Below are 19852 nucleotides of genomic sequence, written 5' to 3'. Positions count from 1 at the left end.
CGTCACCCGCGCGGCTCTGTGTGCCCCGTGCGGTCCCGCCGGGACGGCCGTCCGTCCCGACGGGGTCCTTCACCGAGGGTCAGACCCGGGTCCATTTCTGGTTGGTGCCGCCGTGGCAGGTCCAGATGTGGACCTTGGTGCCGTTGGCGGTGCCGTAGCCGGAGACGTCGAGGCACTTGTTGGCGCCGACGGCGGTGATGCTGCCGTCGGTGTTGAGGCGCCATTTCTGGTTGTTCTGGCCGTTGCAGTCCCAGATGGTGACCGCGGTGCCGTCGGCGGTGCCGGCTCCGCTGACGTCGAGGCACTTGTTGCCGTAGACGCGCAGTTCACCGGAGCCGGTGGTGGCCCAGTTCTGGTTGGCCTGGCCGTTGCAGTCCCAGATCTGCACGGACGCGCCGTTGGACCGCGAGGCCCCGCTGACGTCCAGGCACCGGCCCGAGCCCGTGCCCTTGAGCGCGCCGCCCGCCGGCGGGTCGACCGTGGGGGTGGCCGTCGGCGTGGGCCCCGGGGTGCCCGGGGGCAGCAGCGTGACGGTGAAGGCGTCGTCGACGGCGTTGTTCGGCAGGTTCACCGTCGTGCCGTTGCCCGACAGCGTCACCACGGTGTTCTGCACGGTCACCGGACCGGCGACGGCCCCTCCGCCGTTGTACGGGATGCGCTCGGTCACCACCCGCACCTGGTTGTTCTGCACCAGGCCCTCGACGGTGTCCAGCCGCTGCAGGCCGACCGCGAGGTTGCCGGTCGTGCGGCCGCCGCCGACCAGGATCCTCGCCTCCCCGCTCGCCTTGGTCGCGAACGCGTCATAGCCGGAGCTGGGGGTGACGGAGGCGATCTGCCCGGTCTGGGAGCCGTAGAAGCGGTAGACCCACCACTCGCCCTTGGGCCTGTACTGCCCGGAGGAGTCGCGGGTGAGCAGGTTGGCCAGGTCGTTGTGCAGGTTGCCGCCGCCGGCCCAGTTGGCGCGCAGGCCGTCGGCGCCGGCCCTCTCCAGGCGGGAGATGTACCAGGCGCCGTCGCCGGGGTTCTGCTCGTTGGAGGCGCCGTACTCGTTGATCTGGTACGGGCGCGGGTGCGGGATGCCGCGGGAGCCTAGGGTGGAGTCGGCGGTGGCGACGTTGGCGACCGGGTCGCCGGGCAGGGAGTGCCAGCTGAAGACGTCGGGGACGACGTTGTTCGCCTTGACGTAGTCGAGGTACTGGGTCCAGAAGCCGCCGTTGGACGGCACGCAGGCGCAGCTGGGGCCGACGATCAGGTGGGACGGGAACGCCGCGCGGATGCGCTGGTAGGCGCGCTTCCACATCTCCAGGTACTGGGAGACGGGACGGTTCCAGAACAGGGTGATGTTGGGCTCGTTCCACAGGTCCCACTGGACGGGGGCCCCGGTGGCGCGGACGTCGTTGACGAGACGGGTGAGGAAGGCGTCGTAGTCGCTCCAGTCGCCGTTGTCGCCGGGGAAGCGCGAGATCGGGTAGCCGTCGGCGCCCCACAGGTCGTGGACGAGCAGGACGAACTCGCCGCCCAGGGACCGGGTGCGCAGCAGCTGGGCGCGGGTGGCGTTCCAGCGGCGGTCGTACTTGCCCGACACCCAGCCGCCGGGGCCGTCGAGCTGCGCCCCTCCGGCCCGCATGTACCGGAACTTCACGTCGGTGAAGTAGCTGTCCGGGGGATTGGCCCCGTTCTCGGTCATGCCGTAGATCCATCCTGAGGCCCGGTGGGTCGGCGAGCCGCCCGCGGAGGAGAAGTTCACGCTGATCGACTCGTCCGCGGCCTGGGCCGGCGTCACCGCCGCGAGGACGGTTCCGGCGACGAGCGCGCCGAGGGCGAACAGCGTGGCGATCCCGCGGCGGCCTGTGCGCCGCCTCTTGCCTTTCGTTTCCACTCATGACTCCTTGGACGGTGGGGGGTGGGGGAGCCGGCGCCGGCGGTGGCCCGCCGGAGACCGCCCGGCTGAGGCCCCGGGGACGGAGGGCGCCGCCGTACGGTGTCCCGGCACGGCGGCGTCGCCGATGGTGTCGCGCGTGTGACGTCCGGTTCCGCTCGCGCACCCGCGTGTGCGCGGCGTCGGATCGGTGGGCCGGTCGTCTCTCCGGCCTGGGGAATCTCTTATCGAATCGATTCGCCTGAAGGGTAGGTCTCGTCAACGGGGGATGTCAATGGCGCGTGTCCCCGGCATGAACACCGTGTTTCACCCGGCCGGTACGCGGCGATGCGCGGCGGATCCCCGCCTCCGGCGGCCGTTCGCCGGGCCCCGGCGGCTCCGGGCCGGCGGCCACCGGATTCCGGATGTCCGCGCGATCCGGCGGATACGGGTCGTGAAAGTTTCATGTTTATGACACATCTGTTAACGCGAATGTACCCACTCATCGTCCCCAGGGGTCCGGTATGCCGGAATCGGCGAGGCGGGCCCGGCTCGACCGTGACATGCGGATCACTGATGAAGGAGGGAAAATCCCTGTCCGGCCGAGCGGAGGGACCGTATCTCTTCTGACGGATGGGAATGCTTGACACCCATGATAGGTGGGCCTATTTTCATCCCGAATCGGTTCGAAACCATCATATGTTCAGGTCCTTCGTCCACCGTGCCACGTGCCGTCCACCGGGAGGAGCGCGCGCCGGCCGCGCCGCCCCGGTGATCACGGCGCGCTCGCCGGAGACCGGCCGGGTGAACCGCGTGCCCCGCCCACGCTCCCGCCCCCATTAGGAGATCTCGGTGCATGACCGCTCACCCCGCACGGCCCGGAGATCCGCCCCGGCAGGCCCCACCGTCGCGGCCGGCCGGCTCGATGGGCGGCCCGCGTGCTGAGGATGACCGGAATCGGCAAGAGCTTCCTGGGCGTCAGGGTCCTCGGCGGAGTCGACCTGGAGGTCTCCGCCGGTGAGGTCCACGCGGTCGTGGGGGAGAACGGCGCGGGCAAGTCGACGCTGATGAAGATCCTCGCCGGGGTCCACCCCCCGGACGAGGGGACGATCGAGATCGACGGCCGGAACATGGCGTTCGGGCACCCGGTCGAGGCGCAGCGGGCCGGAGTGGCGATCATCTACCAGGAGCTCACCCTGCTCCCCGAGCGGACGGTGGCCGAGAACGTCTTCCTCGGCCGCGAACCCGTCCGGCGGGGACTGGTCGACCGCGCCGCGATGGAGTCGGCGACCGGTGAGCTGCTGAGGTCGCTCGGCGAGGAGTCGTTCGGGCCGCGTGATCCCGTCCGGCGGCTCTCCGTCGCGCAGCAGCAGGTCGTCGAGATCGCCAAGGCGCTGTCGCTGAACGCCCGGATCGTGGTGATGGACGAGCCGACCGCCGCCCTGGCCGACCACGAGGTCGAACTGCTGTACACGCTGGTGCGGCGGCTCACCGGACGCGGCATCGCGGTCCTGTACATCTCACACCGGCTCCGCGAGGTCTTCGAGCTGGCCGACCGGATCACCGTGCTCAAGGACGGCGCCCGGGTCACCACCGCGGAGGCCGCCGGCCTGGACACCGCGACCCTGGTCCGGCTGATGGTCGGCCGGGAACTGGACTCCTACTACCCGCCCCGGGCCGCGGAGCCCCCCGGGGAGGTGATGCTGAGCGTGCGCGGCGGCGGCAACGCCAGGCTGCGCGGCATCGACCTCGACCTGCGCGCGGGCGAGATCGTCGGCCTGGCCGGGCTGCAGGGCTCCGGCCGCACCGAGCTGGCCAGGGCGCTGTTCGGCGCCGACCCCTTCACCCACGGCGAGATGACGCCCCGCCGTCCCCGTTCCGTCCGCGAGGGCATCGCCGCGGGCATCGGCCTGGTCACCGAGGACCGCAAGGCCGAAGGACTCCTGCTGAACCAGCGGGTGCGCGACAACGCCCTGCTCGTGGCCCGCGCCACCCGCAAACGCGGCCCCGGGATCGAGGGACTGCTGGAACGGGTGCGCCTGCGCCCGCCCCGGCCCGCCCAGGAGGTCCGGCTGCTGTCCGGCGGCAACCAGCAGAAGGTCGTGCTGGCCAAATGGCTGACGGTCGCGCCGCGGGTCCTGCTGTTCGACGAACCCACCCGCGGCGTCGACGTGGGCGCCAAGGCCGCCATCCACGACCTGATGCGCGAACTCGCCCGCGACGGCACGGCGGTCCTGATGATCTCCTCCGAGCTTCCCGAGCTCATCGGCATGAGCGACCGCATCGTGGTGCTGCGCGACGGCCGCGTCGCCGGAGAGCTGCCCGCCGGCTCCGCCGAGGAGGCCGTGATGCGCCTGGCGGCCGCGTCATGACCGAGCAGCTGAAGCTCCGGCCCGCCCCGGCCGCGGGCTCGCTCTTCCGGCGGCTGTCCGCCGACCGGCCCGCGCGCGCCGTCTACCTGGCGCTGGCCCTGCTCATCGTGCTGGGCTGGCTGCTGTTCGCCCTGGACGGCGAGCACTTCCTCAGCCAGGAGAACATCGTCGGCATCCAGCAGCGGTCGGCGGCGCTGGGCATCGTCGCGGTCGGTCAGACCCTGGTGATCCTGGCCGGCAGCCTGGACCTCTCCGTGGCCTACCTGATCAGCCTGACCTCGCTCGTCGCGGCCGAGATCATGGCCGGAAGCGACGCGAACGTGCTGCCCGCGGTCGCCGCGGTGCTGGCGGTGAGCGCGCTCACCGGCCTGGTGAACGGCCTGATCGTCACCCGCCTCCGGGTGCACGCCTTCATCGCCACACTCGGGATCGCGCTGATCATCCGCGGGGCGCTCGACGAGCGGTACGACGGCCCGGCGGGCAGCGTGCCCGCGTCCTTCCAGCACCTCGGATACGACCGCATCGGGCCGCTGCCGGTGTCGGCGCTGCTGTGGGCCGCGGTGGCGGCGGCCGCGTGGTTCCTGCTGACCCGCACGCGCCCGGGGTACCGGATCTACGCGGTGGGCGGGGACTCCGAGGTCGCCCGGCTCTCCGGGATCCGCACCGGGCGGGTCGTGGTCACCGCCCACGTGCTCTGCTCCGTCTGCGCCGGGATCGCCGGGCTGCTGCTCGCCTCGCGGCTCGGCGCCGGCGCGCCGACGGTGGGAACCGACGGCGGATACGACCTGGAGTCGATCGCCGCGGTCGTGCTCGGCGGGACGGCCCTGGCCGGAGGCCGCGGCGGGGTCGGCGGGACCGTCGGCGGAGTCCTGCTCCTGGCCGTCCTCGACAGCATCTTCAACCAGCTCCAGGTCAACTCCTTCGCCAAGGACGTCGTACGGGGCGTGGTCCTGGTGGCCGCCCTGGCCGTCTACGCCCGCAGGAGGCGGAACGGATGAGACGAGCGCTGCCGATCCTCGTGGTGCTGGCCGGACTGCTGGTCGCCATCGCGGCCGTCAACCCGTACTTCCTGGAGCCGCCGGCCCTCCTCGCCTTCGTCAAGCGGGCCGCTCCGCTGGTGATCCTCGCGACCGGGCAGTACTTCGTCATCGTGTCCGGCGAGTTCGACCTGTCGGTCGGCTCCCTCGTCACCGCCGAGGTGGTGATCGCCGCCCGGCTCATCGACGGCTCCGCGGAGGCGACCTGGCCCGTGCTGGCCCTGCTGCTCGCTCTCGGACCGCTCGTCGGGCTGGTCAACGGGGTCGTCACCACCCGGCTGCGGGTCCCGTCGTTCATCACGACGCTCGGCATGCTGCTGATCCTGTCCGGCGCGGTGTTCCTCTGGACGGGCGGCGCGCCCCGCGGCGCCCTGTCCCCGGAGTTCCGCGAGCTGGGCCGGGGGAGCCTGGGCCCGGTGCCCTGGGCGGTCCTGATCCTCGTCGCGGTGACCGCCGCCGCCGTCTTCGCGATGCGCGCCGGGTTCGGCCACACGCTGGTCGCGGCCGGCGACAACGACCGGGCCGCCGCCCTGTCCGGCGTCCGCGTCGCCCGGGTGCGGACCGCGGCGTTCATGATCTCCGGGCTGTCCGCGGCGGTCGCCGCGGTCCTGCTCGGTGGCTTCGCAGGGGTGTCCGCCCAGGTCGGCCAGGGGCTGGAGTTCCAGGCCATCACCGCCGTCGTGCTCGGCGGCGTGGCCCTCGGCGGCGGCCGCGGCTCCGTGGTCGCCGCGATGGCGGGCGCCTTCACCCTGGAGGCGCTGTTCACCCTGCTCAACCTGTACGGCATCTCGGGGGCGCTGGAGCCGGCCGTACAGGGCGTGATCATCATCGCCGCGGTGGCGCTGGGAGCCGTGCGCTTCCCGCGTGCAAGAGCCGCGGCCGCCCCGTGATGGAAGGAAGACCATGCTCACATATCCGCGGCGGCTCCTCGCCACCGCCGCGCTGGCCGTACTGACGCTGTCGGCGGTCTCGTGCACCAGCGACAAGCCCGCGCCCGCGACCTCCGCCGCGGCGTCGGCCGGATCGGAGGACAGCGGCACCGGCGCCCAGTCGAAGTTCTTCGTGCAGGCCGACTACGACGCCCAGATGGCGATGCGCGAAGCCCGGCCGGACGGCCCGGCCGACAGGCCGTGGGAGCAGAGCATCGACCCGAAGCCCGTCGACACCGCCGAGTACAAGAAGGCGGGCCCGTACCACCTGTGCTTCTCCAACGCAGCGGTCGACAACCCCTGGCGGCAGGTCGGCTGGAAGACCATGCAGGCGGAGGTCGCCCTGCACAGGGAGATCACCCGCTTCACCGCCCTGGACGCCGAGGGCAAGGACGACAAGCAGATCTCCGACATCGCCGAGCTGCAGACCAAGGGCTGTGACGCGCTGATCGTCTCGCCCAACACCACGGCCACGCTGACGCCCGCCGTGGCCGGGGCCTGCCCGAAGGTGCCGGTCATCGTGTTCGACCGGGGGGTCCAGACCGACTGCCCGGTCACGTTCATCAAGCCGATCGGTGGCTACGCCTTCGGCGCCGCGGCCGCCGAGTTCCTCGTCGAGAAGGTGCCCGCGGGCGGGAAGGTCCTGGCGCTGCGCATCTCACCCGGTGTGGACGTCCTGGAGACCCGCTGGTCGGCGGCGAAGGTGGTCTTCGACAAGAGCGACCTCAAGGTCGTCGGCGCGGAGTTCACCGACGGCGACGCCGCCAAGACCAAGAGCATCGTCAGCGACTACATCCAGCGCCACGGGAAGATCGACGGCCTGTGGATGGACTCGGGCGCCACCGCCGTCGCGGCGGTGGAGGCGTTCGAGGACGCCGGGCAGCCGGTGCCGCCGATCAACGGGGAGGACCAGCAGGACTTCCTGAAGAAGTGGAGCGACGCGAAGCTGACCGCGATCGCCCCGACCTACCCGACCTACCAGTGGCGCACGCCGGTCATCGCGGCCCTGAAGATCCTCAAGGGCGAGCGGGTGCCCAAGGTCTGGAACCTGCCGCAGCCCGTGATCACCCAGGAGAACCTCGCCACCTACCTCAAGCCCGGCATGCCGCCGCTGCACTACGCCCTGTGCGGCTGCGAGGACCTGCCCGGCTACCCCGGCAAATGGGGCGGCACCTCGTGATCGGGGTCAACACCTGGGTCTGGGTCTCGCCGCTCACCGACGAGTCCCTGGCCGCCCTCGCGCCGCGGATCGCGGAATGGGGTTTCGACGTCGCCGAGCTGCCGGTCGAGCGGCCCGGCGACTGGGACCCCGGGAGGGCGGCGGCCCTCCTGGACGGGCTCGGGCTCCGCGCGTCGGTCGTGCTCACGATGCCGCCGGGACGGGAACTGGTCGGCGCCTCGCCACAGACCGTCCAGGACACCCAGGACTACCTGCGGCACTGCGTGGACGTGGCGGTGACCGTCGGCGCGCCGGCGGTCAGCGGGCCCGCGTACGCCTCCGTCGGCCGGGCCTGGCGGATGAGCCCGGACGAGCGGCGCTCGATCTACGCCGAGCTGAGGGAGAACCTGAAACCGGTCGTCGCGTACGCGGCCGAACGCGGGATCAGGATCGGCGTCGAACCGCTCAACCGGTACGAGACCAGCGTCGTCAACACCGTCGAGCAGGCGCTCGAGGCCCTCCCCGAGGAATGCGGGCTCGCCCTCGACACCTACCACCTGAACATCGAGGAGAAGGACCCCCTGCGGGCCGTCCGCCTGGCGGGCGCCAGGATCGCCCACATCCAGGCGAGCGGGACCGACCGCGGCGCGCCCGGCTCCGACCACTTCGACTGGCCGGGCTTCACCGTGGCCGTGCGCGACGCCGGCTACACCGGACCGCTCGTGATCGAGTCCTTCACCGCCGACAACAGGACCATCGCCACCGCCGCATCCGTCTGGCGTCCCCTCGCCCCGAGCCAGGACGCCCTCGCCACCGAGGGACTCGCCTTCCTCCGCGCCCTCACGACCTGACCGTCCTTCCCGATCGGGCCGGCCCCCCGCGGGCCGGCCCTCCCGACCTGACCGACCCCCCCGACCCGATTGGCTCCCATGACCTGATCATCCCTCGCGACTTGACAGGTCTTCATGACCTGATCCGTCCTCCCGGTCTGACCGGCGCCCCCTCCGGGCCGGTACGACCCACGCCTTCGCCTCCCTTTCCGACTCCGACCGTCCCCGGTAACCCCCAGGAGATCCTTCATGCGAAGATCACACCTGCTCCCCGCACTGGCCGCGGCCATGCTGGGGCTCCTGCTGTCCGCGGTGCCACTGGTGGCACACGCGGCGGCGCCACAGTTCAAGGTGCTGCTGTTCAGCAAGACCGCGAGCGGCGCCTACCGGCACGACTCCATCGCCGCCGGCATCTCGATGTTCCAGCAGCTTGCGGCCGACAACAACTTCCAGCTCGACCAGAGCGAGAACTCCGCCGTCTTCACCACGTCGAACCTCAACACCTACGACGCGGTGATCATGCTCCAGACCTCGGGCATGGTGTGGGACAACGACGCCCAGCGCCAGGCCATGCAGGCCTACGTGCGCGGCGGCCACGGCGTCGTGGCGATCCACAACGCCGTCGACATGAACATCGAGTCGCAGTTCCCGTGGTGGGACCAGACCGTGCTCGCCGGCGCCCACATGACGCAGCACTCCTCGATCGTTCAGGGCACCGCCAAGGTCGCCGACAAGGTCCACCCCTCGACCAAGGGCCTGCCGGACCGGTGGACCCGTACGGAGGAGTGGTACAACTTCGACAAGAACATGCGCGGCTCGGTGCACGTGCTGGTGACCGCGGACGAGACCACCTATGACGCGGGCCCCAACAAGATGGGCGCCGACCACCCGATCTCCTGGTGCCACAACCCGGAGGGCGGCCGTGTCTGGGCCACCGCGATGGGCCACAACGCGTCCTCCTACTCCGAGGCGCAGTTCAAGCAGCACCTGCTGGGCGCGGTGAAGTGGGCGGCGGGCGCGGAGCCCGGCGACTGCGGCGGCACGGTCTCGGCCCGCTTCCAGAAGGTCACCCTCGACGGCGCGCCGGACCAGCCGATGGAGCTGGACGTGGCCGCCGACGGCAGGGTCTTCTACATCTCGCGCTCGGGCAAGGTGAACATGATCCCCGCGAACGGCGGGGGCACGCGCGTCATCGGCACCCTGTCGGTGTACGACGGCGGTGAGGACGGCGGGGTCGGGCTGGCACTGGACCCGAACTTCGCCGCCAACGGCTGGATCTACCTCAACTACTCGCCGTCGAACGGCGGCGAGGTGAACCGGGTCTCCAGGTTCACCTTCAACGGCACCAGCCTCGACCTGGGGAGCGAGAAGAAGCTCATCGAGGTTCCGGCGTACCGCAACGTCGACGAGCCCGGTCACACCGGGGGCTACATCACGTTCGGGCCGGGCGGCAACCTGTACATCGCCCCGGGCGACGACACCAACCCCAACGGGTCCAGCGGCTACGCCCCGATCGACGAGCGGCCGGGCCGGGAGCACTACGACGCCCAGCGGTCCGCGGCCAACACCAACGACCTGCGCGGCAAGATCCTGCGCATCCACCCCGAGTCCGACGGCACCTACACGATCCCGGCCGGCAACATGTTCGCGCCGGGCACGGCCAAGACGCGGCCCGAGATCTACGCGATGGGCTTCCGCAACGCGTTCCGCTTCTCGGTCGACAAGGTCACCGGCTGGCTCTCGGTGGGCGACTACGGCCCTGACGCGGGCAGCGCCAACTCCAACCGCGGCCCCGAGGGCACGGTCGAGTGGAACCTGATCAAGCAGCCCGGCTTCTACGGCTGGCCGTACTGCACCGGCAACAACACCCCGTTCAACGACTTCAACTTCTCCACCAACACCTCGGGGGCGAAGTTCAACTGCTCGGCGCCGGTCAACGACTCGCCGAACAACACCGGCCTGACCAACCTGCCGGCCGCCAAGCCCGCGACCGTGTGGTACAACTACCACGCCTCGGCCGAGTTCCCCGAGATCAACTGCTGCGGCGGCGCGGCCCCGATGGGCGGCCCGTTCTACCGCTACGACGCGGCCGGCGCCTCCGACCGCAGGTTCCCCCAGTACTTCGACGGCGCGACCTTCCTGTACGAATGGAGCCGCAACTTCGTCAAGGAGATGCGCCTCGACTCCTCCGGCAACCTCCTGAAGATCAACCCGTTCGTGGCGAACATCGCCCCGCACGCGCCGATCGACATGAAGTTCGGCCCCGACGGGGCGCTGTACATGGCCGACTGGGGCAACGGCTTCGGCCACGCGAACACCGACGACGCCATCTACCGCATCGACTACGTGGCCGGGAACCGCGCCCCCGTGGCCAAGGCGAGCGCCACCCCCGACTCGGGCGCCGCGCCGCTGACGGTGGCGTTCTCCTCGGCCGGCTCGTCCGACCCCGACGGCGACGCGATCACCTACAGCTGGGACTTCGGCGACGGCGGGACCTCCACCGCCGCCAACCCGTCCCACACCTACAACACCAACGGCACCTACACCGCCAGGCTGACCGTACGGGACGCGAGCGGGAAGACGGGCGGCATCACGCTGACCATCGCCGTCGGCAACACCCGTCCCAAGGTCGTCTTCTCGGCTCCGCCGGACGGCGGGTTCATCGACTTCGGTGACAAGGTGTCCTACACCGTCAACGTCACCGACCCCGAGGACGGCACCGTCGACTGCTCCAAGGTCAACGTGTTCACCGCGCTCGGCCACGACCAGCACGCCCACGACACCGGCCAGTTCACCGGGTGCTCCGGGACGGTCACGACGACCGCCTCGGGCCACGACGAGGCGGCCAACGTCTACTACGTCCTGGGCGCGGACTACACCGACAAGGACGGCCTGAAGGGCAACGCCGGCATCACCCTGCAGCCCAAGCACAAGCAGGCCGAGCACTTCAGCGGCTCCAACGGCGTCCGGGTCGTCGACGAGGCCGGAGCCGAGGGCGGCAGGCGCGTCGGCGACATCTCCAACAACGACTGGATCTCCTACACGCCGGTCAACCTGTCGGGGATCGACACGGTGTCCTTCCGCGTGTCGGCGCCGTCCGCCACCGGGGCGTCCATCGAGCTGCACGCCGGCTCGCCGACCGGGACGCTCGTCGCCTCCAGCTCCGTGCCGTCGACCGGGGGATGGAACAACTACGTTTCCCTCCCCGCGGTGCGGGTCACGAACCCCGGCGGCACCGGCGACCTCTACGTCGTGTTCAAGGCGCCGTCGGCGAACGCGTTCGACTTCGACTCCCTGACCTTCGGCGGCAAGGGCGTCGGGCAGGGCGACGGCACGTCGCCCTCACCGTCGGCCACGCCGACGTCCCCCGGGGACACGAGCGCGCTGAAGGGGACCGCCTCGGGGCGGTGCCTGGACGTCAGCGGGGCCTCGCAGTCCAACGGCGCGCAGGTGCAGCTCTGGGACTGCAACGGCCAGAACAACCAGAAGTGGACCTCGACCAGCGCCGGTGAGCTGCGGGTCTACGGCAACAAGTGCCTGGACGTGACCGGCGCGGGCACCGCCGACGGCACGGCGGTCACGATCTGGGACTGCAACGGCCAGAACAACCAGAAGTGGCGTCTCAACTCCGACGGCAGCGTCACCGCCGTCGGCGCGAACAAGTGCCTGGACGTCTCCGGCTCCGGTACGGCCAACGGCACCAGGGTGAACATCTGGACCTGCACCGGAGGAAACAACCAGAAGTGGACCCGAGCCTGACCGCTCGCTGACGCACGACCGGGCCCGGCGCCCCCGCGAAGTCCGCGGGGGCGCCGGGCCTCTGTGCTGCCGGCCGCCGGCTCGGTGTGGCGAGCGGGCCGTCGGAGGCCGTTGAGGCCGTCCGACGGGGGAAGCCCGGTGACGGGAACGGCCCCCCTGAGGCGCGGTGCGCGCCTCAGGGGGGCCGTTGCGGATCGTGTGGAGATCAGAGCACGGTCAGGGTGTGGTCAGGTCGAACCGGTTGACGGTGACCGCGCCGCCGAGTGCCTGGGTGGCGTAGTTGAAGACGGCGTAGCGGTAGCCCATGAAGAACTGCCAGGCGTTGCCCATCGTGAAGGCCGGCCCGAAGGAGGTGAAGTTCACCCCGTCGGTGCTGTAGGAGAACCTCGCCTGCCGGCCGCTGCCGGGCCGGATGTCGGCGTTGACCCGCAGCCAGATCCGCCCGCCGGAGATCGCGGTGGAGGCGACCTCGGTGCCGGTGGAGGTGGTCTGCCAGCTGCCGTTCATGGTCAGGTTGTTGGTCGCGACCAGGCGGGTCTGGCCGTTGTCGCGTCTGACGCCGATCCAGGCCGACGAGTCGCGGAGCATCGCCAGACCGCTCCGGTCACCGTCGCGCATGGCCGAGTAGTCCAGCTGGATCGTCGCGGTCGACGACGGGCCCAGGATGCGGTGGGTGAGGGTGTTGCGGGCCGAGTACAGGTCGTTGGTCACCGTGGCGGTCTGCAGCCGCAGTCCGTTGCCGACGCTGTACCTGGTGGTGTCGGGGTTGTGGTTCCACTCCCACTCCGGGCCGAGCTGGGTGCCGGCGAAGGTGTCGGTCCCGGTGGGGGACTTCACCTGCCGCGGCGGGCGCGGGACGTTCGGGTAGGGGTAGGAGCCGCCCCAGCCGCCGTTCACGGTCTGCACGGTCGGCCAGCCGTCGGAGGTCCAGGTGATCGGGGCCAGTACGGGGATCCGCCCGCCGGGGTAGGCGTCCTGGAAGGCCATGTAGTACCAGGCGCCGTTCTGGGTCTGCACCAGCCCGCCCTGGTGCGGCACGCCGCCGCCGGAGACCGGGCCGGACATGTTGAGCAGCACCTGGCGCATCTCGTACGGGCCGAACGGGCCGTTGGTGGACTTCAGCACGTACTGGCCGTTGGCCGGGCGGGTCAGGAAGATGTAGTAGGACCCGTTGCGCTTGTACATCCGCGACCCCTCCAGCGTGCCCACGCTGGACGGCGTGGAGAACACCTGCTGGCTGCGGACCTCGGTCTTGCCGTCGGCCGACAGCTGGGCCACGCTGATCTGGGTGTTGCCGTAGGCGACGTACATCGTGTCGTTGTCATCGACGAGCAGCCCGGCGTCGTAGTAGCACTTGTTGATCGTGGTGTGCCGGTTCCAGGGGCCCTCCGCGGCGGTGGCGGTGTAGATGTAGGTCTTGCTGAAGTCGATGCAGCCGCCCCAGTAGAAGGTCTTGTTGCTCTTGCGGTAGTTCAGGAACGACGCCCAGATGCCGTTGACGTACCCGCGCCCGCCGTTCAGGTCGTACTTCGACCCGAAGTCCAGCTTGGGCACCGAGTGGCCGGCGTACTCCCAGTTGACCAGGTCGTAGGAGCGCAGGATCGGCGCGCCGGGCGAGTAGTGCATCGTGGAGGCCGAGTAGTAGTAAGTGTCGTCGACCCGGAGGATGTCGATGTCGGCCAGGTCCTCCCACAGCACGGGGTTGGAGTAGGTCGACGACGGCGGCCACGGCCCGCTCGTGGGGGTGGCCGACGGGCTCGGGCCGGTCGACGGGCTGGTGCTGGGGGAGGGCCCGGTGCTGGGGCTGGTGCTCGGCGAGGGATCGACGGTCCCGCCGCAGGCGACGCCGTTCAGCGCGAAGTTCGTCGGCACCGGGTTGGAGCCGTTCTGGCTACCGTTGAACCCGAAGCTCGCGCTGCCACCGGTGGGGATGGCGCCGTTGTAGTCCGCGTTGGTCACGGTGACCTGCGAGCCGGACTGGGTGTGGGTGCCGCTCCACAGCTGGGTGACGGTCTGCCCGGCGGTGAACGACCAGGTCAGCTTCCAGCCGTTGACCGGATCGCCGAGGTTGGTGATGCTGACGTTGGCTCCGAAACCGCCGGACCACTCGTTGGTCACGGTGTAGGTGACCCGGCAGCCCGCGGCGGCCTGGGAGGAGCCGGCCGTCGCGATCCCGAGGGCGCCGAGCGCCGCGGCCATCGCGGCCGCGAGCCAGCGCCGATGTCGGATGAAACGCATTGATGTCTCCTGGGAGGTGGGGGATCCCCGCGAGGGGGCGTCGGGCGATGCGTCAGGAGGCGGTGCAGGGGGCTCCGTTGAGGGTGAACGCGGTGGCCTTGCCGGCGTCGCCGGTGTGGGTGGCCTGGAAGCCGATCTCGGTGGAGGCTCCGGGCGCCAGGGAGCCGTTGTAGGTGACGTTCTTCGCGGTGACACGGCCGGTGACGGGGGTGTAGGTGGCGTTCCAGCCGCCGGTGATGGTCTGCCCGCCGGGGAGGGTGAAGGCCAGGGACCAGCCGTTGACCGCCGAGGTTCCGGTGTTGGTGACGGTGAGGTTCTCGGTCAGCCCGTTGTTCCACGCGTTGACGGTGGTGCCGACCCGGCAGGCGACCGGCTCGTCGGGGGGCGTCGGGGTGACGCTGGGCGACGGGGTGATCGTCGGGGTGATCGACGGGCTCGGTGACGGGCCGGGGCCCTGGCTGATGCTGCCGGGGACCGACTGCAGGGCCTGGTACCAGGCGGCGGCCATCTTGTCGTAGCCGGTCGCGGTGGGGTGGACGCCGTCGATCAGGTCGGCCGTGGTCAGCTTGGCGTGCATGTCGACCAGGTGGACGTGCTTGCCGTTGTTCACCTTGGACTGCACGATCCCGGGGACCGCGGCGTTGAAGGTGCGGGCGGCGGCCTCCTGGCCGGAGTTCGACAGCGAGATGATCGTCGCGACGAACACCTCGGCGTTGGGCGCGGCCGCGGTGATGTGGTCGATCAGCGTCGACAGCCGGGACGGCGCCGAGGAGACGTTGTAGTTCTGCAGGACGTCGTTGGTGCCGATGTGCAGCAGCACCGTGCGAGGGGTGTAGGTGCGCAGCCAGCCGTTGATGTTGGCGTCGATCTGGTCGATCCGCCACCCGGGATGTCCCTCGTGGTCGTGGTCGCCCAGACCGCCCGGCCCGTTGTACTGCGATCCGACGAAGTCGATCGTGTAGCGGCCGGCCGCCAGGCGCTGCCACAGGCCGATCCGGTAGCCGCCCGGCACCTGGGTGCCCTCGGTGATCGAGTCGCCCAGCGGCATGACCCGCACCCCGCCGTTCGACTCCGCGGCTGCGGTGCCCGCGGCCGTCACCGAGCCCAGCACCGCGGCCGCCGCCAGGGCCACGGCCGACAGCGTCGCGGCCCACGGGCGTCTCCGCGCACGCGCGGCCGGTCCTCCTTCCGCGTTCCGGCGGGGCCGGTCCGTCCGGCCGGCGGCGTCCCGGCCGGGAGCCGGCGCGCCGGCGGTGACGGTGGTTCCGGCGCCGGTCAGGCGCCGGAGGCGTGCGATCTCCATGGGTGCTCCCGGGGGGTGCGGGGACGGGTCACGGGTTGTCGTCGCTCACGTGTGCGGCGGACAGGGACACGGGCCTGTCCGCCGCACACGGGTTCACGGGGTGGTACGGCGGGGCGCGCGGCCGTCCGCGTCGCGTCCGGCGGTCCGGACGCGACGCGGATCACCGCACCGCCGCCCTCAGGAGGCTTCAGGAGGCGGCGCACGCCTTCAGGGGGATGCGCCCGTTCTCACGGGGCGGCTCATGTTCTTCAGGAGGCGGTGCACGTGAGGGACGGCGCCGACGGCGCGCCGTCGGCGAGGAAGCCGAACGTCGTCGAGGCGGACGGCTGGAGCGAGCCGTTGTACGAGGCGTTGCCCACCGACACGGCCGAACCGGAGGTGCTCAGCGTGCCGCCCCAGACCTGGCTGACGGCCTGGCCGGCGCCCAGGTTCCACCTGACGGTCCAGCCGCCGATCGCCGAGGCGCCGGCCGTCACCGTGACCTCGCCCTGGTAGCCGCCGGACCACGAGTTGGTGGTGCGGTAGGTCGCGCCGCAGGCGCCGCCGCCGGGGGTGGGCGTGGCCGTCGGGGTGGGTTCGGCCGTCGGCCCGCCGCCGGAGCCGAACTGCCACCAGTCCACGTTGAACAGGTAGCCGCTCCCGCCGGTGTACCTGAAGTACAGGTCGTGGGTGCCCGTCGCGCCGTTCACCGCGCAGGACACGGTCGTCCATGCCTGCCAGCCGCCGGTGCCCGGGACGGTGCACGTACCGGCCAGGGTGCCGTTGACGCCGTCCAGGCGGAGCTCGATCCTCCCGCCACCGGACCCCGAGGCGACGCGCGTGGTGAAGGTCTTCGCTCCGGTCCCGAAGGCGACGCCCTTGACCTTGACGTAGTCGCCGTTCTCGATGAACCCGATGTTCATCCCGCCTCCGTCGGCGGGTTCCGTCTCCACACCGGACTCCCAGGCGATCGTCTCGGCCTCCTGCCGGACGTAGGGGTTCAGCGTGCCCACCTGGGGCGCCCCGGTCGTGGTCATGTTGATCGTCGGGATCGTGCCGTCGGCGTTGTAGGCGAACCTCTCCACGGCGACCGAGCGGGTGTAGCCGCCGCCGCCCGGCAGTGCGCCGTTGTGGTAGAAGAAGTACGAGTTCCCGGCGAAGTCGATGATGCCGGGATGGTTGGTGAAGCTGCCGCCCTGGGTGGGCATGATCGTGCCGCGGTAGGTCCACGGCCCGGTGGCGCTCGTGGCCGTCGAGTAGGCGATGAACTCGGAGCAGCACTTCGCGGCGAACACGTTGTAGTACAGGCCGCCCCGCTTGTAGACCCAGGGTCCCTCTTCGTACAGGGTCGGGCGGTTCGCGTCACCGGTGCGCGTGCCGAAGCCCGCGGTGGTCAGGGCGACCTTCGCCGGGCTGCCGGAGTACGAGGTCATGTCGGCGTTCAGCTTCACGTACCACAGGTTGGGGTTGCCCCAGTAGAGGTAGGCCTGGCCGTTGTCGTCGACGAAGACGGTGGGGTCGATCTCGCCGTTCTCCACCAGCGGGCGTCCGATGGCGTCCTTGAAGGGCCCGGTGGGGCTGTCGGACACCGCCACGCCGATGGCCATCCTGCCGGTCGCCCGGTTCTTGGTGGGCACGTACCAGTAGAACCTGCCGTTCCGGTGGATCGCCTGGCCCGCCCACGCGTCCGCGCTCGCCCAGCTGAAGGTCGCCAGGCTCAGCGGGGAGCCGTGGTCGGTCCAGTTGACCATGTCCGCCGAGGACCAGACCCGCCACTCCTTCATCGTGAAGTACGTCGAGCCGTCCTCGTCGTGGCCGGTGTAGAGGTAGACCCGGCCGTTGTGCACCAGCGGGGCCGGGTCGGCGGTGTAGATGGTCTGGACGATCGGGTTGTCCGCCCTGGCCGCGGCGGCCGGAAGCAGCATCATGACGGAGAGCAGGCTCATGATCCAGGCGAGTCCGCGCCTGGACGGGATCCCGCTCGGACCCGGACGTGCGATTCGCATGGATCTCCTCTTCGGGGGGTGGCCACTCACGGGGGCCGATCCGTCCTACGGGGCGGGGCGGCTTATGTTAGCGCTAACATAATTGTCGGGGTCAGCCCTTCTTCGATTGCCGTCGGATGGTGGCGGTGGTGTCGCGGAGCAAATATGACACCGCGGGGCCTGTCAAGCGCCGTCCCCGCCCCTCGACGCGCCGCCGGCCGCGACCCGGGTCTCCTGGCTGGGCACAAGCCGAGCCGGGACGCTCCCACGGGGAGTGAAACTTTCACAGGCGGGCGACCCGCGCGGTGAGGGCGGAGCCGGGAGAAGGCCCGCTCGCCGGACCGGCCCGGACGTGCCCCTCCCGGCGAGGTCGTGCCCCGAGTCCGAAAAGAAGTCTTGACAAGTTCGGTAATGATTTCGAAACTGACTCTCCAGTCGGCCTCCTGCCGGGTCGGTGGTGGAACGGCAGGAGCGCTTCGGCGCGCGGCCCCCTTCCGGCCGGATCGGTGTGATCCGGCCGCTTCCCGACCCGTGACGATCCCGCGCGCCGCGGACCGCCGGTGATGATCCCGTACGCCGTGGACCGCCGGGCCCACGCCGGGACCACGGACGGAGCGCACCTCGCGCCCGCCCCGGGACGGCGGAGACACCCGCTCACCGGACCAGGACGACCTGTCGCCTCGCCCGTCACGACCCGCGCCGGTGGACGCGGGGCGGGACGCGGGTCAGGCGTGCCGCCGGGTCCGTTCCGCGCGCCCCACGTGACCGAGAAGAACGTCCCCCTACGAAAGGGCTCTTCCGATGTCCTCGTTCCGGTTCAGCCGCCGCCGACTACTCGCCACGGCCGCGCTCACCACGGCCGCCGGCCTGCTGAAGACGGGCCCCGCCTGGGCCACCGAAGGCCCCCAGAGCTACACCCCGAGCTGGTCGTCGGTGGACCAGCACCCGCCGGCCGCCGAGTGGTTCCAGGACGCGAAGTTCGGCGTCTACTTCCACTGGGGCGTCTTCAGCGTCCCGGCGTTCGCGAACGAGTGGTACCCGCGCAACATGTACAACAACGGGTCGAACGAGAACAACCACCACAGGGGCGTCTACGGTGACCCATCGGCATGGCCGTACCACAACTTCATCAACGGCGCGCGGGACAGGGCCGGCAACTGGGTGCAGTTCGCACCGAAGCTGAAGTCGGCCGGCGGCGCCTTCGACCCGGACGAGTGGGCGCAGCTGTTCGCCGACGCCGGCGCCAGGTTCGCCGGACCGGTGGCCGAGCACCACGACGGCTACTCGATGTGGAACAGCAGGGTGAACGAGTGGAACTCGGTCGCCACCGGTCCCAGGCTCGACCTGCTGCGGCTGCACGCCGACGCCATCCGGGCCAGGGGCATGAGGCTGCTCGTGGCCATGCACCACGCCTACAACTTCACCGGCTTCTACCAGTGGGCGCCGGCCCAGTCGTCCGCCTCCCTCAAGAAGCTGTACGGCCAGCTCGGCTCCGCCGAGGAGCAGCAGCTGTGGTACGACAAGCTCAAGGAGGTCATCGACGGCTACCGGCCCGACATCATCTGGCAGGACTTCAACCTCAGCCGGCTGGACGAGTCGCGGCGGCTGAACTTCCTGGCGTACTACTACAACCAGGCGGTCGCCTGGAACAGGGACGTCGTCGCCACCTACAAGGACGGGTTCAACACCAGGGGCGAGGTCTTCGACTACGAGCGCGGCGGCCCCGCCGCCATCCAGACCCCCTACTGGCTGACCGACGACAGCATCTCCAGCTCCAGCTGGTGCTACACCGACGGCATCGGCTACTACTCGCTCAACGCCATGCTGCACTCGCTGATCGACCGGGTCAGCAAGAACGGCACCATGCTGCTGAACATCGCCCCGACGGCCGACGGCACCATCCCCTCGGGGCAGCGGTCGATCCTGCTGGGCATCGGGGACTACCTCCGCCGTTTCGGCGAGTCCGTCTACTCGACCCGGGCCTGGACCGTCCACGGCGAGGGACCCACCCAGATGGGTGGCGGCTCCTTCACCACGCCGCGGGCGGGGACCGCCACCGACATCCGCTTCACCCGCAGCAAGGACGACACGGTGCTGTACGCCACCGTGCTGGGCTGGCCGGGCGGCACGCTGCACATCACGACCCTGGGCTCGAACCGGATCAACCTCGGCGACCTGGTCTCGGCGCGGCTCCTGGGCTCCTCGGCCGGCCAGTACGTCGACCTGCCCGGCCGCACCCAGGACGGCTCCGGCCTGCACGTCTCGATGCCCTCGTCCACCGCCCCGTTCAGCGCGCCGGCGTACGTGGTCAAGCTGACCTTCAACGGCCGGATCCCCGCCCTGGGATCCGGTCCCACGCCGACCGGCTGGGTGCGGATCGCCAACGTCACCACCGGTCTGGTG

Annotated in this window: 11 protein-coding genes; 7 read left to right on the top strand and 4 right to left on the bottom strand. The window is 70.8% G+C overall.

What is annotated here, in order from left to right; translation table 11 throughout:
- Nucleotides 1-79 precede the first annotated feature (79 nt).
- Nucleotides 80-1879, bottom strand: coding sequence for an RICIN domain-containing protein (locus AB0D67_RS34895; RefSeq protein ID WP_362945461.1), 1800 nt, complete (start codon nt 1877-1879; stop codon nt 80-82).
- 926 nt (nt 1880-2805) lie between these two features.
- On the opposite strand from AB0D67_RS34895, the gene AB0D67_RS34890 reads away from it, so the two are divergent.
- The 6 genes from AB0D67_RS34890 (at nt 2806) to AB0D67_RS34865 (ending at nt 11944) form a co-directional block, all read left to right on the top strand.
- On the top strand, nt 2806-4230 hold the full coding sequence (locus AB0D67_RS34890; protein WP_362945483.1) for a sugar ABC transporter ATP-binding protein: 1425 nt from the start codon (nt 2806-2808) through the stop codon (nt 4228-4230).
- Complete coding sequence (locus AB0D67_RS34885; protein ID WP_362945459.1) at nt 4227-5228, top strand: ABC transporter permease; 1002 nt, start codon at nt 4227-4229, stop codon at nt 5226-5228. Before AB0D67_RS34890 ends, AB0D67_RS34885 begins: the two co-directional genes overlap by 4 nt.
- Nucleotides 5225-6157, top strand: a complete 933-nt coding sequence (locus AB0D67_RS34880) for an ABC transporter permease (protein ID WP_362945457.1) — start codon at nt 5225-5227, stop codon at nt 6155-6157. The genes AB0D67_RS34885 and AB0D67_RS34880 overlap by 4 nt, the downstream gene beginning before the upstream one ends.
- Nucleotides 6158-6170: 13 nt before the next feature.
- Entirely contained in the window at nt 6171-7376 is a 1206-nt protein-coding gene (locus AB0D67_RS34875) for a substrate-binding domain-containing protein (RefSeq protein WP_362945455.1), read from the top strand.
- Nucleotides 7373-8206: a sugar phosphate isomerase/epimerase family protein gene (locus tag AB0D67_RS34870; RefSeq protein WP_362945453.1), complete on the top strand. Its 834-nt coding sequence runs from the start codon at nt 7373-7375 to the stop codon at nt 8204-8206. Before AB0D67_RS34875 ends, AB0D67_RS34870 begins: the two co-directional genes overlap by 4 nt.
- A 228-nt stretch (nt 8207-8434) precedes the next feature.
- A complete protein-coding gene (locus AB0D67_RS34865; protein WP_362945451.1) occupies nt 8435-11944 on the top strand; it encodes a ThuA domain-containing protein in 3510 nt (1169 codons plus the stop codon).
- 216 nt (nt 11945-12160) lie between these two features.
- Here AB0D67_RS34865 and AB0D67_RS34860 read toward each other — a convergent pair whose 3' ends face one another.
- The 3 genes from AB0D67_RS34860 to AB0D67_RS34850 all read right to left on the bottom strand — a co-directional run bounded on the left by AB0D67_RS34860 (nt 12161) and on the right by AB0D67_RS34850 (nt 17470).
- A complete protein-coding gene (locus tag AB0D67_RS34860; RefSeq protein WP_362945449.1) occupies nt 12161-14182 on the bottom strand; it encodes a family 43 glycosylhydrolase in 2022 nt (673 codons plus the stop codon).
- A gap of 52 nt (nt 14183-14234) precedes the next feature.
- A complete protein-coding gene (locus tag AB0D67_RS34855) occupies nt 14235-15485 on the bottom strand; it encodes a cellulose binding domain-containing protein (RefSeq protein ID WP_362945447.1) in 1251 nt (416 codons plus the stop codon).
- A 248-nt stretch (nt 15486-15733) separates the two neighbouring features.
- A complete protein-coding gene (locus AB0D67_RS34850) occupies nt 15734-17470 on the bottom strand; it encodes a family 43 glycosylhydrolase (RefSeq protein ID WP_362945445.1) in 1737 nt (578 codons plus the stop codon).
- A 780-nt stretch (nt 17471-18250) separates the two neighbouring features.
- Between AB0D67_RS34850 and AB0D67_RS34845 the strand changes: the two genes are divergently transcribed.
- Nucleotides 18251-19852, top strand: a 1602-nt coding sequence (locus AB0D67_RS34845) for an alpha-L-fucosidase (protein ID WP_362945443.1), incomplete at its 3' end; no start/stop codon positions are given.

Source organism: Streptosporangium sp. NPDC048047 (genome assembly GCF_040653115.1).
Classification (GTDB): Bacteria; Actinomycetota; Actinomycetes; order Streptosporangiales; family Streptosporangiaceae; genus Streptosporangium.
The sequence above is the reverse complement of the archived record's forward strand: the minus strand, read 5'-3'. Positions and strand labels throughout refer to the sequence as shown.